Raw genomic sequence first — 15,973 nt, forward strand, 5'->3', positions numbered from 1 at the left:
TGCGCAAATCAAGATTTTCGGAGATTTATATTATGAGCAGTGCAAGTACTTATTACACTTATGAGCTGGACGATCAGGGCAATCCGGTGCTTGATGCCAACGGTAACAAGATTATCGAAACAACATGGACAGTCTCGCAGCCATATGGGTCTTTAGTCCCAGACTGGGATGTGAAAATTACAGATTCCAGCGGGCACGTTATATTAGACCAGCAGGACATTAACCCGGGTCTTGATATCCTTGGTATAGCGCAGCTTCTTGGCAGTGGTTACGTTCTTACGCCAGGATCTGGTGATTTTGCTGTTCTCATTAGCGCATTAAGTGCCCAAACTTTTGTAAGTACTCCGGGTGCAACAGGAAACTTCATTATTGGTGCGGGTGCAGCAGAAATTTCCACATATTATATTGGTGGAACCACCTCCATTTCTGGTTTAGCTAATCTTGTCACGGGTTCAACAATCAACATTATTGGGGGTAATGCTACATTAACCGGAACAAGTGGGGGCGCCCTTGCCGGTGTTTTAAATGGTTCAACAATTAATGTTGAATATGGCGGAACACTTAATACCGGTTCTGCATTAGCTAGCGTTTTAGAAGGCTCAACTGTTAATTTTGGAACAGGTGGCGGCACTGTTATTATCAACGGTGGTGGAACGCTTATCAGTCTTCTTTCGTCTGGTTCAGTAAACGCGACAACTTTCCAAAATTACGATCCTTCCAAGGATACGATCGAACTCCAGAATACAACAAGCACGATTGCATCTTACACCATCGAAAATGGTGGTTTATTTGGAACGAGTAGTTCAGAAAAAATTGTTACACTTAAAGATGCAAATAGCAATGTAATTGGGCAGTTTGCTGTTTCTCCTGCATCAGGTGTTACACTTAACAACGGTGCTTACATTGTTAATGCCTCAACCAATGATACAAACCCCCTGAAAATCACTGTATCTGATGGCAACACCTACATTGGTGCCTGCTTTCTTGCTGGCAGCATGATCAGCACGCCAAAAGGTGATGTAGCTGTAGAAGACATTCAGATTGGTGATGAAGTTGTAACCTTTGATTGGCGCAACAACAAGCATGTCACGCGTTCGGTTGTGTGGGTCGGCAAAGCACACGTTAATGTTCGCTCCGGCCTTCCTGATGATGAGGCTGGCTGGCCTGTGCGTATTCTAAAAGATGCCGTTGCAGATGGCGTGCCCTACAAGGATATGCTGATTACATCTGAACATTGCTTATTCTTTAAAGGCCACTTTGTGCCTGCGCGTATGCTGGTAAATGGTGTGTCTATTTTCTATGATAAATCCATTAGCTCCTATAATTACTACCATGTAGAAACGGAACAGCATTCCGTTATCACCGCAGACGGTATGCTGACAGAAAGCTATCTGGATACCGGAAACCGCTCCACCTTCCGGCAGGAAGGTAAAGTTGTCACACTGCATGGCATTGCCAAAAGTTGGGAAGACGATGCAGGCGCACCACTATGTGTGGATCGCGCTTTTGTTGAACCTCTGTTTCGCGCACTTGAATGGCGTGAAAATCATGTTGTTGGCTGCCCGCCGTCTGTAGAAAAAATTGCAACAACCCATGATCCAGATCTGCACCTGATGACGCAAACAGGTGCTACCATTCGCCCAATGCGGCATAACGGTCAGCAATACAGCTTTATGCTGCCACCTGATACAAAATCCGTGCGCATTATCTCCCGCGCCAGCCGCCCAGCAGATGCCATCGGCCCGTTTGTGGATGATCGCCGTTACATGGGTGTAGCTGTTGCTGATATACATTTGCTTTGCGCCAAAAAATCATATGGCATTACAGCCCACCTTCAGAATAAAAAACCAGAAGGCTGGCACGCTACAGAGTGGACAGATTGCGCCTGGACAACGGGAAATGCGGAATTGCCACTTGGAGACCATCTCACACACGGGAAAATGGGCATTCTTTCCCTGAGCATTCGTGCTGCCGGGCCTTATCTTGCCCAAACACAGCACACAGCACAGTTGAAAAAAGCACACTCCGCTTAACGGTTTTAAACAGGCTCTATCTTTGCGGGTAGAGCCTGTTTTTACAATTAAAGCCCATCCGTTGCTTTTAAAAACGGCTGCACCAATATCTCTATGCTCTTACTGTAGGTGAGAAGCCGCGGGGGAGTGCTCTTTTACAATCTGGAGCGCTTCTGCCATTCCCGGAATTTCCACGCTGCCTGCACAAACTTTTTCCAGAGCTTCGCGCAGGTTTTGTAAACTTTGCGGGGGCAACCCGCTTACGGCAAGTTTCAAAACATCTTTCAGCCCTTCAACCTGCATATAAAGCTTTTGCGGGTCTAATTCGGTGCCTGTTAGCATACGGGCTTCATCATCAGTCATCTCAACCATCCTATTGTGTCTTTTTTCCTGCCGCATCATGAACGCAGATAGCTGCGGTATCAATGCAAAGGCTTACATCAATTTCCGCACAGGCGTGTGTATGTTAAGCGTTAAGTGTTTCTGAAAATTGTGTTGCCTCTTGCCAGCAGATAATGCCAGACCAGATAAGCGTTGCCACTGTATAAAATGAAAAATGTATATATGAATTTTACGCCCCCAACACATAAGCCCACAACTTCAATCCAGACACCCTATATTATTGCTTGGTTTTTGTGTTTGGTGTTTTACCTGCTGCAATACTCCACGCGCTCTGCCCCCAGCGTTATGGTGAACGAGCTTGTCTCCTCCTTTGGGCTTACAACGGTTGGGTTGGGGTCTTTGCTTGGGCTGTATTATTACACCTATTCCTTCTGCTCCATTATTTCCGGCGCTGCGGTGGATCGGTGGGGGGCCAAATATACCATTTCGTTTGGTGCGCTGGTGCTGGCAATTGGCACCTGCCTGTTTGGTTGGGGGGATGAGTGGATGGCAAGCCTTGGCCGCCTTATGCAGGGTGCGGGCTCGGCTTTTGCATTTGTGGGCGCGGTTTATCTGGCTGCACGGGGGTTTCCCAAAAAGTATCTGGCCACGGCTGTAGGGGCAACGCAATGCGCAGGCATGCTGGGCGGCGCCATGGGGCAATCTACCGTGGCATGGTTGATTCATGGCGTTATCAACTGGCATTTTTACTGGATTGATACCGGGCTGCTGATTGCCCTAATAGCCGTTTTTCTGTTTGTAATGACCCCGCAGGAAAAAAAGACAAACACCGCGCACGTGGGCAAAGCATCTGCTTCCATGTTTGCACCGTATAAAAGCGTGCTCAGCAACCCACAATCTTATCTGTGCGGGCTGTGTGCGGGGCTGCTGTTTTTACCCACCACCGTAGGCAGCATGACATGGGGCATTACGTTTTTAACCCAAAGCTGGCACGTTGGTTACCACGAGGCCGTTATGCGGGCCGCCATGGTGCCTGTGGGCTGGATGTTTGGCTGCCCTGCCCTTGGGTATTTAACAGATAAGATCGGGCGTAGAAAACCCGTATTGCTGGGCGGCATTATTGTTATGGCGCTTACAGTTGCAGCCATTATTTACCTGCCGGGCAATACGTTTCCGCCTTATGTGCTGGCTTTGCTACTGGGCTTTTCTTCCGGCGCGGCCATGATCCCCTATACCATTATCAAGGAAGCCAATGCTGATGATGTAAAAGGCAGCGCCACAGGGGCTATTAACTTTTTGGTATTTGTTATGAGCGCCATTGTCTCTCCGCTGTTTGCAATGTTTCTGCAACATCTGGGGCATGGGCGACCACTTAGCGGGGCGGATTTTACAAAAGGCTTTAGCTTTGGCCTAGCCGGTATTGTGCTGGCAGGCGCACTTACTTTTCTCCTGCGTGAAACCGGGCAGAAAAAGCAGTAAACTGCGGGCTTGCCTTACCATATGCAAAAGGCCCTACCCTTTTCAGGTAGAGCCTTTTGCACACATTCAGAACTGATAAAATCAAGCCGAACGCAGGTTTAATTCAGCAACTGCCTGATCTTCAACAAGATATGGCCCAGCCGCCCGAATGGTCATGGTAAGAATGCCCATTTTGCCGTTGGTCAGATAGTTCCCCAAGGGCAGCACGGCATCACCATTAGTCCATGTGCAATCTGTCCAATCTGTAGCGTGCCAGCCAGCGGGTTTTTCGGCCTGAAGATGTGCCGTGATGTTATGTGCCTTTGTGGCGCAGAAAAGGCGCACATCTGCCACGGCCACACCCATATAGCGCCGATTATCCACAAACGGGCCAATCACATCTGCTGGGCGGCTTGCGCGGGAAACCACACGCACAAACTGCGTGCCAGAAGGCAGCATAAAGCTGTACTGCTGGGTTTCCTTGCGCAGGGGCCGCACAATAGCGCCGGTGTTTGTAACCAGATACAGGTCTGGATCTACCGTTGTTTCTGCTTTTTTAGCCTGCGCAATATGGCCCGCAATATCATGCGCACGTGTATTTAGAACATGGAACAGGGGTTCAACAAAGGCACGTTCTACCGCCAAAGGGGCGCCTGCATCATGCGCCCAGCTTTTGGCCTTGCCACGCAGCGCAGCAACCTTGCCAAGCTGGCGGAAGGTGGCACGGTTGCCGGTATCCAGATAGCTTTCTGTCTGCACGCCATCGGCAGTAATAACGGCGTGCTGCGCTGTTTCGATATGATAGTAATCGTAAGAGGTAATGGATTTATCGTAAAAAATGGATACGCCATTCACCAGCATACGGGCCGGTACAAACTTGCCATCAAAAAACAGGCAATGTTCGGCCGTAATCAGCATATCCTTGTAAGGCACGCCGGGGGCAATGGCGTTTTCAAGAACACGCACGGGCCAGCCTGCTTCATCATCCGCAAGATCAGCCTGCACATGTGCATGGGCTTTACCGGCCCACACAACCGGGCATGCCACATCTTTGTTCTGCTGCCAGTCAAAAGTTACAACGTCATCACCAAGCTGGATATCTTCCACCGCCTTTTCACCTTCGGGCGTGCGGATCATGCTGCCAGCCAAAAAGCAGGTAACGGTTACGCTGTCTCCGTTAAAGGAGTAATCGTCCTTGCTATACCCATCAGCAAAGGTCACATTCGCCAGAACTGTTCCGTCCTGATCCACAATTTCGTTGCCATTGCCGCTCCAGCTTAGACTTGTGGTTTCACCATTGGAAAACACAATCTGATCGCGCGGAGACAGGTTGTTAATTGTGAGCGTTCCGCTGGGCGCATAATTGCTAACAATTAACGTATTATACCCGCTGGAATCTGAGGAAGAGGCCCCGAAAGTAACAGGCGCCTTCAACGTGCCAACAGACAGGGTGCCACCGTTTGCAATGGTAACGGTGTTTCCTGTCAGGGTGCCATTTACTGCAAAGTTGGTCGATTCAACAGTGAAGGATGAGGCGTCGTTCGTAACCGTATTGTTGAAGAAAGGTAACCATCACCGGTGAACGTAACATTCCCTTTAATGGTCATGGTGGGGGAATGGAAGTTGGAATTTGCCGTATCACCTTCAGTCCAGCCACCGTAATTATGCGCTACAACGTTAACTGTAATTGGAGATGATGTTCCATCTAAAATAACATCGTCACCATCATAAGTAGTGGGAACGCCCCAATCTCCACTTGTATTTACAGTTAGTGTTGTCATGCTGTTAATCTCTCACGTTATTCTGATTTTTTATATGCAGTCTGGGAATCAGTTTAATATTTTTCTAACGTAATCTCAATCAAAACGTTAATCCATTTAGAACAAATTAACCATGCTGAAACATATCTTTCCTTTTGAGAGAGAATGATTATCATCTAGGGTTAAATTTTGTGCTGTATATCGGCTATTTGCACCAGCCATCGCTTAAAAATGCTATTTGCCCGATTCTGTCTCTCATACTTGGTATGGTGGGGCATAAAATGGGCTGTGCGCTATACATTGGTGCAAGCGCTTTTGCCCAGCACCAGTATAAGGATCACACATGATAAATGCGCCCGCCCCCACGCCAGAAGAAGACTGGACAGAGGAAAACCCAATAGACGCAGATATTGATGCACGCGTTGCGCAGGTTAATCAGGCAGCCGGGTTGCCGCCAGAACGCCCCTCACGCTTTGGGGCGTTTGTAACAATCGTGCTGCCGGTGCTGATAACTGGCGCCTTGATGTTTATCATCTGCTGGCTGTATTTTTTCCCGCTTTTTTTCCGTTAATCGGGCTGCGGCCTTTATTTGCGCCGCAGGCCAACCACCCTACGCAGCGGGGCTGTAAGCTTCCATGATGAGGAAGCCCGCATGATCTCAACATCCCGCCGGGCCTGCTGCACTTCCTGCGCCAGATGTTCTTCGCGCAGGCTGCCATAAAACTGCGGGCCCTGCTTTTTAACCCCTTCCAGCGTAGAACCCGCGCAAATCACCTTTTTGGTTTCGGGGCTTAATTCCGTGCAAAAAGGTTGCTGCATCATGTCTGGAATGGGGGCAGACAAAAAGTCATCCACCCGCATGTTGCCAAACTGGGCCTTGGCATGTTCTGGCAGGCCGTTCTTCCAATCCTCCATCATCCAGCGCAGGGCATGCACGGGGTGGAAGTGATCTTCTACAACGCAATACTGGATATCACACCATTTTTCAAAAAGGCTGATATTTCCTTCAGGCGTGGCGTTAAAGTAATGCGATGGATAGCCATGCACAGGCTGCAAGAACGGATAATCTATGCGCACAATGCCGCCGGGTTTAAGCACGCGGCAGATTTCCGCTGCTACTTCCCACGGGCGTTTGGTGTGTTCCAGCGTGGCGGCACAGAGCACAAAATCAAACTGAGCATCGGCAAAAGGCAGGTTTTCCCCCACACACACCACATCCGTGCTGAGGGCGGGAAACACATCCACATTCACCATCTGCTCGGTTACGGTATCGCGCAGCCCGGCCCCTACATCCAAAAACATCCAATCCGGATGCTGCTTTTGCAGGCCCGCAATATAGCCGCCGTAATTATGGGCTGAAATGGGCGGAAAAGGCGGAATATGAAATTCCTGCTTTATAGCATCTGTCATATAATTGGCGGGCTGGCCGTAGGTGCGCGGTGTTACGGGGTTCTGGCGGAAGGCAATGCGCTCCAGCTTGCGTTCGCGCATGGCGGCCACCAAATCCTGATTGGCGGCCTGCATACGCCCTTCGTGCTGGCCATGCTGGGCATAATGCTGGGGGGCAGAAAGCCCGCACGTGGCCACATCCGGGTTGGCTTGCCAGTAAGCCAGATCATCCGCCGGGGTTTTAAAAACTGGTGTTCTGATAACCGGAACTTCGTTATAGGAACCGTCTTGCATCCGCTCTACCTTGCATACTGTGCGCGCCAAAGTTCCGCCCTATTGCCTGAACCCAAGCCCCACCCTTATACTTGGCACACCCTTGCAAAACGCTAAAGCCCCCTGCCATGTCTGTGCTTCTTTCTACCTTTCCGTGTGTGTTTCAGGCCTCTGGAGGCCGGGGGTTAATTGAAACCTCATCCCGCATGGGCGGAAACTTTGCCTTTGGCGGCACGCTGCCCGATGGCACCCACAGCCTGCTAACAGACTGGCACACAGATACCCCCCCCATATACCGCTACAGTTTTGGCCCCGCAGTGTTTGACCCCGCTTTGGCTCTGTTTGCATGGGAAGGCCGCCCCTTGCATGATACAGTTTATACCCAAGGCCCGGACGCGCTCAGGCGCTGGCATGCGGCCCCGGCCAACACACCTGTAGAACAGCACAATTGCACCGCATGGGCAGGGTTTGACCACTGGAACACCAATTACTACCACTGGGTAGCGCATACGGTTCCGGCTCTTTACTATTTTCTTAAACACGCTGGGCAGAACGATGTGTTTTTGCTGCCTCCCCTTACCCCGTGGCAGGAGCAATTTGTAACATTGGCTGGGCTGGCGCCCGAACGGCGGCTGATAACCCGGCACGGCACACGCTATGCCTTTGCGCGCGTGGTTTATACAGATTTTGTGCGCGGCAAAACCGATTTTACAGCATCCCAAACAGCACTTGCCGCCTATGCGGCGTTACGCCGGGCCGCCAGCACCACACCCAAACGCGGGCGCTATCTGTTTTTGGAACGCGGCGAAGCCACAAACCGCCGCATGCCTAACGAGGCCGCGTTGGCCGAGGCTTTATCCACGCTCGGCTTTGCCCGTGTACGCCCCGAACGCCTGCCCGTAACCCAGCAAATAGACCTGTTTGCACAAGCCGATATGGTGGTGGGCTTTTTAGGCGCGGGCCTTGCCAATGTGGCATGGTGCCAGCCCGGCACGCTGGTGTACGAACTGGTGCCCAGCCACCACCTTAACCCGTGTTTTCTGGCCATGTGTATTCAGGGTGGTTTGCAGTATTGGGCAGACAAGGTGGAAACCGGCGTTGCGCATGAAGACCACTACACACCCGCAAACCTGCCTCTGCCTGTAGGCGAGATTGTCAGCCACGCACAAACGCTGTTGCACTTCCGGCAAAAACAGACTGGGTGAATATCCACGTCTGTATTCTTGCATATATAATAAAGAGGATTCCGTTTCGTTCCCGCTCCGAAAGTGTTAGGCTGGTCTTTCCCCCGCCAACTACAGGAGCCCCCCTATGCCAACCCTTGTGATAAACGGCCAGCCGCACAGCGTGGATGTTGATGCCGATACGCCGTTGCTCTGGGTTTTGCGCGATATTCTGGGCTTAAATGCCGCCAAGTTTGGCTGCGGCATTGCCCAGTGTGGGGCCTGCACCGTGTATGTAGATGGCAAGGCCGTACGCGCATGCAACCTACCCGTTGGGCTGGTAGGAGAGCGCGCCATTACCACCCCGGAAGGTCTGGACATGGCAGACCCGATTGTGCGGGCCATCAAATCTGCGTGGATAGCGTTGGATGTGGTGCAGTGCGGATACTGCCAGCCGGGGCAGGTTATGTCCGCCGTAGCCCTGCTACGCACCACCCCCAACCCCACGGATGAACAGATAGACAGCGCCATGTCTGGCAATATGTGCCGCTGTGGCACGTATATGCGTATTCGCGCAGCCATTCACCACGCAGCGGGAGAACTGGCATGAGCACACATTCCCCCTCATCCACCGCGCGGCTCCAAACAGGCCGCAGGCGCGTACTGCAAGCGGGCGGCGCATTGTTGCTGGCCACACTGTGGCCCATGCCTCGTGGGCGGGCAGCTCAGGCCACGCAGGCAGGCACCGGCATGCTGGTAGAAGATGTTGCCACCCCTTTTGCTCCCAACGCGTTTATCCGTATTGCCGCAGATAATACCATTACCCTTATTTTACCAAATATCGAGATGGGGCAAGGTATTTACACATCCTCCGTTATGCTGATGGCGGAAGAACTGGGGATAGATCCGTTTGCCGTGCAAATAGAGGCCGCGCCCCCCGGTGGCGGGGCGGAAATTACCGGCGGTTCTACCTCTACCATGACAGAATGGTTGCCGTTGCGCCAAGCCGGTGCGGCAGCACGCGCTATGCTGGTGCAGGCCGCAGCCACACGCTGGGGCGTTGCGCCAGAAAGCTGCACAACCGCCAATGGGGCCGTTATGCACCCGCCTTCTGGCCGCACCGTGCCGTTTGGCGATGTGGCCGAAAATGCCGCCAAATTGCCTGTGCCCAAAGAACCAAAACTCAAAGATGCTGGCAATTACACACTTATTGGCCGCAAACATCATCGGTTGGATAGCCAGATCAAGGTAGATGGCACCGCCCGCTTTGGCATGGATGTGCAGGTGCCGGGCATGAAAATTGGCACCGTGGCCGCCTGCCCCGTGCAAGGCGGCACCGTGCGCAGCATGAACCGTAATGCCGCATTGGCCGTAAACGGCGTGCAAGCCGTGCTGGTAACGGATAATAAAGATACCGTATGCGTGGTCGCCAACCATTACTGGGCGGCCCGCAAAGGGTTAAAGGCCCTGAACCTGAAATGGGATTTTGGAAAAAACGCAACCATTACCACCCAAACCATTTATGATGATCTACACGCAGGGCTAAACGGCCCGGCCATTGTGGCCAACGCCAAGGCAGATGCGCCGGGTATTATTGGCCAATCCGGCACCACCTATACGGCCACTTATCAGCAGCCCCTATTGGCGCATTCCCCCATGGAACCCATAAACTGCACCGCCCATGTGCGGCCAGATGGGTGCGATATATGGGCAGGCACACAGGTAGCCGAACGTGCGCGAGATACGGCAGCCGAAATAACCGGCCTGCCCGCCAGCAAAATTACAGTGCACAGCCAGTATATTGGTGGCGGCTTTGGCCGCAGGCTGGAGCACGAATACGTAACCCAGTGCGTTCAGTTTGCAAAACAGGTGCCCTACCCGCTGAAAATTATCTGGAGCAGGGAAGAAGATATTACCAAAGATAGGTATCGCCCGGCTTATGTAGATAAACTCACCGCCGCGCTGGATGAAAAAGGGCATATCACCGCACTGCAACATCGCATTGTTGGCCCGGCAGTTGTGGCGCGGTGGGACCCGCCAGAACTCACAAAGGATGGGTATGATGATGACCTCTCCCTTGCCACGGTGGTTACGCCCTACACCTACCCCGCGTATCGGCTGGAATTTGCCCGGCGCGAGGCCCCCGGCATTACCACCGCATGGTGGCGCGGTGTAGGTGGCACACGCGGCCTGTTTGTGGTGGAAGGATTTATAGATGAGCTGGCTGCCCGCGCGGGGGCAGATCCGGTAGCTTATCGGCGCGCCATGGTGCAAAACAACCCACGTGCGCTGGCTGTGCTGGAACGCGCCGCCGCAGATGCAGGCTGGAGCACGCCTGTGCCCAAAGGCCGGGCACGCGGTGTGGCCTTGCAGTTTGCTTTTGGATCTTACATGGCCAGCATTGCAGAAATTGAAATGCCCAGCCCGGATGAAGTGATTATCCACCGCGTAACTGCTGCGGTAGATTGCGGGCAGGTTATCAACCCAGACCAAGTGATTGCACAAATAGAGGGTGGCCTGATTTTTGGCTTTTCCGCCGCCCTGTATAATGAGATCACGCTGGAAAACGGGCGTGTGCAGCAGCAAAACTTCAACACATGGCGCGTAATGCGCATGAACGAAGCCCCGCGCCGCATTGATGTGGTGGTAATGCCCAGCAAGGAAGACCCCGGCGGTATTGGTGAGGTTGGCACAGCCGCAGCCGCCCCGCTGCTGGCTAACGCCATGGCCGCCGCACGGGGGCACCGTTACCGCACCCTGCCCCTGCTTTCTGCCCGCAACACGGAAGGGAAAGAGTAAGACCATGAAACATGATTTTTCTTTTCCATCCGTTAAGCGTGTTTCCTTTTCTGCCAAAGGTGCTGCGGCAACTGTGCTGCTGGCAACCTTATGCCTGCCCACACATGCTGCCCATGCCAGTGCTGCCGAGGAAGGCACACCCGGCAGCACGCCTGTAGAACGCGGGCAGTACCTTACCCGCGCATCGGATTGCGAGGTCTGCCACACGGCCCCCGGCGGTATGCCCTATGCTGGCGGACGGGCGTTCAAGTTACCGGGCATGGGAGTGGTATATTCCACCAACATTACAGCAGATAAGCAGCACGGCGTGGGCGCGTGGAGCGATGCGGAATTTGTTGCTGCCGTAAAGCAGGGTGTTTCCCCCGGCGGCAAGCACCTTTACCCCGCCATGCCCTACCCCGCCTATGCGCGCCTGAGTGATCAGGATGTGCGGGATATTCGGGCTTATATGGCCACATTGCCCACATCTGCCAGCACCCCGCCAGAAAACAAGCTGCGTTTTCCTTTTTCCATACGCAGTTTGATGATTTTCTGGAACATCGTGAACGGCCCGGCCTCTGCCTACCCAGATGACACCACAAAATCCGCCCAGTGGAACCGTGGCCGCTGGCTGGTGGAAGGCGCAGGCCATTGCGCAGATTGCCACAGCCCACGCACGCTCACCTTTGGGCTTTCCACCAGCAAGGCACTTGGCGGCAATATGCTAAATGGCTGGCGCATCTATAACATCTCGTCCGATACCAAAACCGGTATTGGCGGCTGGACAGATGCCGAACTGGCGCAATACCTTTCCACCGGCCATGCAGATGGCCACGGCACGGCATCTGGCGATATGGCAGATGTTATTGGCCACAGCCTGCGTTACCTTACCCCTGCGGATATTCAGGCTATGGTAACGTATCTGCGCAGCACAAAACCTGTTAGCACACCGCAGGATTCTGTAACCTTCCGCAAAACAGCCAGTGGTGATGCCAGCCTGCCGCAAAACAGCCGTGGCGCACGGCTTTATGCCGCGGCCTGTGCGGGCTGCCATCTGCCAGATGGCACAGGGCGGCAAAGCAGCTTTGCCAGCATTGCGGGCGGCAGATCACTCGGTGCGGATAATGGCCGTAACCTGATACAGGTTTTGGTAAATGGCACCGGCCTGCAAACGGCAACGGGCGTGCAGATTATGCCGCACTTTACGGGAGGCGGTTTAAGCAACCGTGATCTTGCAGATATGACCGCGTTTGTAATGACACACTTTACCACAGCCCAACCGCATGATCTGGAAAAACAGATTGAACAGACCATAAAAGATCGGGACTAAATCTTTCCTGAAAACAAAAAAAAACGTGCCGGGTGCGCTCTGCCCCGGCACGGTTTTTTATATCCGCCACGCCACACTTAAAGCCTATGGCATGGCGCGTATTGGATATTACGCGTTGAGATAAATGGTTTTGGTGCGCACATAGGCTTCCAGCCCGTGCTGACCGTCCTCACCCCCCAATCCGCTTTCACGATAGCCGTGGTGGAAGCCCTGCGGTTCTTCACCCGATCCACGGTTGACGTAAATTTCCCCAAAGTCCAGTTCCCGGCCCATACGCAGGATACGGGAAAGATCATTGGTGAACAGGTAGGCAGAAAGCCCATAGCGGCTATCATTAGCGCGGGTTAGGGCCTCATCAAAATCCTTCACCTTGATAAGGGAAAACACGGGGCCAAATACCTCGTCCTGCACAATGTCCATATCCGGGGTAATGTCTGTGAGCAATGTGGGGGCGTAAAAAGTGCCTTTATCAAACAGGCCACCAGTGAGACGCTTGCCGCCCAGTGCCAATTTTGCCCCCTGTGATATGGCTTTTTGCACAATGCCATCCACTTTTTCCAGCTCGGTTTCATTCACCTTGGGGCCCATATCTGTGGCATCATCCATCGGGTCCCCCACTTTCAGGCTGGCGATACGATCCTTCAGTGCTATGGTAAAGCGATCATACACATCTTCCTGCACGTAAGTACGTTCGTTGGCTGTGCACACCTGCCCACCGTTAAAGAAACGTGCCGTAACGGCAGCTTCCACCGCTGCGGGAATATCTGCATCTTCCATAACAATAAAAGGTGCTTTGCCGCCTAGCTCCAGCCGCACTTCCTTAAGATGCTCGGCTGCGGCTGCCATAATCTTCTTACCTGCGGGGGTAGAGCCTGTCATGGTAATCAGCGGTGTATCCTTATGTGCCACCAGTGGCACACCCACGCCTTGGCCGCTGCCTGTCACCACATTAACTACACCTGCGGGAATACCGGCTTCCTGCACCAGTTCAGCCAGCGCCAAGCCAGAAAGCGGTGTGCCATCAGCGGGTTTAAGAACAATGGTGTTGCCTGCCGCCAGAGCCGGTGCAATTTTACGCGCACACAAAGCCAGCGGGAAGTTCCATGCTGCTATAGCCCCCACCACACCATGCGGCACGCGGTCGATCAGGATTTTTTCACCTTCACGTTCACCGGGTATAATTTCCCCCTGAAGCCTGCGGGCATTTTCCGCCGCAAAACGCAGCAGCCCTGCGGCAAAATCTACCTCGGCGCGGGCTTCCTTAATGGGTTTACCCATTTCTGAGGTAATAATGGTGGCCAGGCGTTCCTTATCGCGCTCTACAAGGTTTTTAAGGGCGTAAAGATAATCGGCGCGCTGGCTGGCAGGTTTACTGCTCCAACCTTTAAACGCAGCTTTTGCGGCGGCCACAGCTTTTTCAACATCCTGTGGGTTGCCTTCTGCGGCCTGCCCAACTTCCTCCCCCGTAGCGGGGCTTTTAATGGGCGTATATTTGCCAGATGTGGGTTTTACCCATTCATTATTGATGAACAGATCCTGCTGTTTGACATCAGCCATGAGGTGTTCTCCTTTTTTATGAAATGCTATTTGCAGTATGACGCACACATGTGTTCATTAAAAGTAATGATATATCAGTAAACCATTTACGAAAAATGAATGGTTTTAATCTCTTTCTGCCGGGCAAATGGTATTTATAAACCTGCGTAGCAAAGGTTTTGCACCATTACGCCGCCATACACAGTAAACAGGGGCTGGGCGTAACCCTTGCACGGCTAACACGCGCACATCATCCGGTGCTTTATGTTGAAAAATGCTTTTAGGAAAACAGGAAATACCAATACCATCGCGCACACAGGCCCGAATGACATCGTAAGATTCCACTGTTTGAATGGCACGAGGGACAAAGCCCTGCTCTGCCATCCAGCGTTCAAACGCGCTACGGTAAAAGCAATCTGTGTGGAACAAAAGCACTGTCGTGCTGGGCCAGTGAATATCCTGTAAACTACGGATATTTTGTGGGGCCACCAGCACCAGTTCTTCTGTAAAAACAAAGCGGCTTTCAAGAAGCGGATGCACAATGGGGCCATCCGTTATGGCCAGATCCAGTTCCTGATCATCCAGCATATGTTCCAACGTATAGCTGGCGCGGCGTAACAGGCGTATTTCCACATCCGGGTGGGCGGCCATAAAGGCTGGCATATATTGGGGCAAAAAATGCGCCAAAGCCACATCCAGCGCCCCTATACGCAAAATACCGCGCGGCACATCGGGCTGAAAAAAGCTTGCAAGTCTATGGGCTTTTTCTACAACCTCTCGCGCTTCATGGTAAAACAGGCGGCCTTCTGGCGTGGGAATAAGCCGCCCTTTTTCCCGCGCAAACAGATCCTGCCCCAAAAGCTGTTCTAGCTCCTTGAGCCGCGCCGTAATGTTGGAGGCCACACAGTGCATACGGCGCGAGGCCGCAACCACCGAGCCTTCCTCCATCACGGCGCAGAAAATCTGCAACTGCGCCAGACGGAGAGCCTCCATAGTTAATTAAAACTCTTCGTACGTTGCGGGATCCTGCCCGTGGCTGCGGCCATCCGGACGGGCAAGGGTTGCCATGTCCTTCATATCCTGCTCTGTCAGTGAGAAATCAAAAATATCCATATTGGAAATCTGATGTTCTTTGCTAGAAGCTTTTGGAATAGGTACGCAACCCAACTGGTGGTGCCAGCGCAGGATAACCTGCACGGTAGATTTGTTGAGCCGCTGGGCAATTTTTGTAATCAGCGGATCTTGCAGCAGCTTGTTGGCCCGGCCAAGGGGGCTCCATGACTGGGTAAGAATATTCAGCTTTTTATGCAGCGCCCGCATATCATCCTGCGGGAAGTAGGGAGAAAGCTCAATCTGGTTGATAGATGGTAGAACCCCTGTTTCTTTCTGCAATTTTTCCAGATGTTCGGGCAGGAAGTTACACACGGCAATAGAGCGCACATAGCCACGTTTTTTGGCTTCAATAAGCGCCTGCCATGCCTCTACATACTTGCCAACCTTGGGGTTGGGCCAGTGAATATAATACAGATCGTAATAATCCAACTGCGCACGGTAGAGGGATTCTTCAATTGTTGTCAGTGCCTCGTTATAATCATGGTGGCGGCCTGGCAGTTTGGAGGCAATGCGCAGGTTCTCCCGCTTTTTACCACTTTTGCGCACGGCATGGCCTACGGCGCCTTCGTTTTCATAATTAAAGGCGCTATCCAGCGCATGGTACCCTACATCCAATGCGCTGACCATTGCTTCCATGCCAGCTATACCGTTCAGTTTGTATGTACCAAAGGTAATAACGGGAAAAGTAAGACCATCGTGCAGTGTGATATCGGGAATACCCAAAACGTGTTCTCCTAAATCCGGCGGTAAACAGCAACATGTTGGTTTTGCGTGTAAAACCATGCCACATGCTATCCCCAACGCCTAGCTGTAGGAGAG

Annotated in this window: 12 protein-coding genes and 1 pseudogene; 7 read left to right on the top strand and 6 right to left on the bottom strand. The window is 52.7% G+C overall.

The window, feature by feature from the left end:
- The first annotated feature begins 32 nt into the window (after positions 1-32).
- The gene (locus tag FKW19_RS11520; RefSeq protein WP_150395779.1) at positions 33-2,033 is read left to right on the top strand and encodes a Hint domain-containing protein; all 2,001 of its coding nucleotides are present in this window, start codon (positions 33-35) and stop codon (positions 2,031-2,033) included.
- Between the two features lie 99 nt (positions 2,034-2,132).
- On the opposite strand, the gene FKW19_RS11525 is transcribed toward FKW19_RS11520, so the two are convergent.
- Positions 2,133-2,375, bottom strand: a complete 243-nt coding sequence (locus tag FKW19_RS11525; protein WP_035351113.1) for a hypothetical protein — start codon at positions 2,373-2,375, stop codon at positions 2,133-2,135.
- A 201-nt stretch (positions 2,376-2,576) separates the two neighbouring features.
- On the opposite strand from FKW19_RS11525, the gene FKW19_RS11530 reads away from it, so the two are divergent.
- A complete protein-coding gene (locus FKW19_RS11530; protein WP_238331282.1) occupies positions 2,577-3,833 on the top strand; it encodes an MFS transporter in 1,257 nt (418 codons plus the stop codon).
- An 81-nt stretch (positions 3,834-3,914) separates the two neighbouring features.
- Here the strand turns inward: FKW19_RS11530 and FKW19_RS11535 are convergent.
- Positions 3,915-5,593, bottom strand: a pseudogene (locus tag FKW19_RS11535) (Hint domain-containing protein).
- 322 nt (positions 5,594-5,915) lie between these two features.
- Between FKW19_RS11535 and FKW19_RS11540 the strand changes: the two are divergent.
- Entirely contained in the window at positions 5,916-6,143 is a 228-nt protein-coding gene (locus FKW19_RS11540) for a hypothetical protein (RefSeq protein WP_063353573.1), read from the top strand.
- 14 nt (positions 6,144-6,157) lie between these two features.
- Here FKW19_RS11540 and FKW19_RS11545 read toward each other — a convergent pair whose 3' ends face one another.
- On the bottom strand, positions 6,158-7,255 hold the full coding sequence (locus FKW19_RS11545) for a class I SAM-dependent methyltransferase (RefSeq protein ID WP_089178605.1): 1,098 nt from the start codon (positions 7,253-7,255) through the stop codon (positions 6,158-6,160).
- A 107-nt stretch (positions 7,256-7,362) separates the two neighbouring features.
- Here FKW19_RS11545 and FKW19_RS11550 point away from each other — a divergent pair, with 107 nt between their 5' ends.
- The 4 genes from FKW19_RS11550 (at position 7,363) to FKW19_RS11565 (ending at position 12,505) form a co-directional block, all read left to right on the top strand.
- Positions 7,363-8,439: a DUF563 domain-containing protein gene (locus tag FKW19_RS11550; RefSeq protein WP_089178604.1), complete on the top strand. Its 1,077-nt coding sequence runs from the start codon at positions 7,363-7,365 to the stop codon at positions 8,437-8,439.
- Between the two features lie 106 nt (positions 8,440-8,545).
- Positions 8,546-9,007, top strand: a complete 462-nt coding sequence (locus FKW19_RS11555) for a (2Fe-2S)-binding protein (protein ID WP_089178603.1) — start codon at positions 8,546-8,548, stop codon at positions 9,005-9,007.
- A complete protein-coding gene (locus tag FKW19_RS11560; RefSeq protein ID WP_089178602.1) occupies positions 9,004-11,196 on the top strand; it encodes a molybdopterin cofactor-binding domain-containing protein in 2,193 nt (730 codons plus the stop codon). Before FKW19_RS11555 ends, FKW19_RS11560 begins: the two co-directional genes overlap by 4 nt.
- Before the next feature lie 4 nt (positions 11,197-11,200).
- Positions 11,201-12,505, top strand: coding sequence for a cytochrome c (locus FKW19_RS11565; protein WP_089178601.1), 1,305 nt, complete (start codon positions 11,201-11,203; stop codon positions 12,503-12,505).
- Between the two features lie 108 nt (positions 12,506-12,613).
- Here FKW19_RS11565 and aldA read toward each other — a convergent pair whose 3' ends face one another.
- From aldA to FKW19_RS11580, 3 genes are all read right to left on the bottom strand, one after another.
- Positions 12,614-14,062, bottom strand: coding sequence for an aldehyde dehydrogenase (gene aldA, locus FKW19_RS11570; RefSeq protein WP_063353568.1), 1,449 nt, complete (start codon positions 14,060-14,062; stop codon positions 12,614-12,616).
- 105 nt (positions 14,063-14,167) lie between these two features.
- Positions 14,168-15,034: a LysR family transcriptional regulator gene (locus tag FKW19_RS11575; protein ID WP_089178600.1), complete on the bottom strand. Its 867-nt coding sequence runs from the start codon at positions 15,032-15,034 to the stop codon at positions 14,168-14,170.
- Between the two features lie 6 nt (positions 15,035-15,040).
- Positions 15,041-15,937, bottom strand: coding sequence for an aldo/keto reductase (locus FKW19_RS11580; RefSeq protein WP_089178599.1), 897 nt, complete (start codon positions 15,935-15,937; stop codon positions 15,041-15,043).
- Positions 15,938-15,973: the final 36 nt, after the last annotated feature.

This window comes from Acetobacter sp. DmW_125128 (genome assembly GCF_008704325.1).
Taxonomy (GTDB): Bacteria; Pseudomonadota; Alphaproteobacteria; order Acetobacterales; family Acetobacteraceae; genus Acetobacter; species Acetobacter oryzifermentans.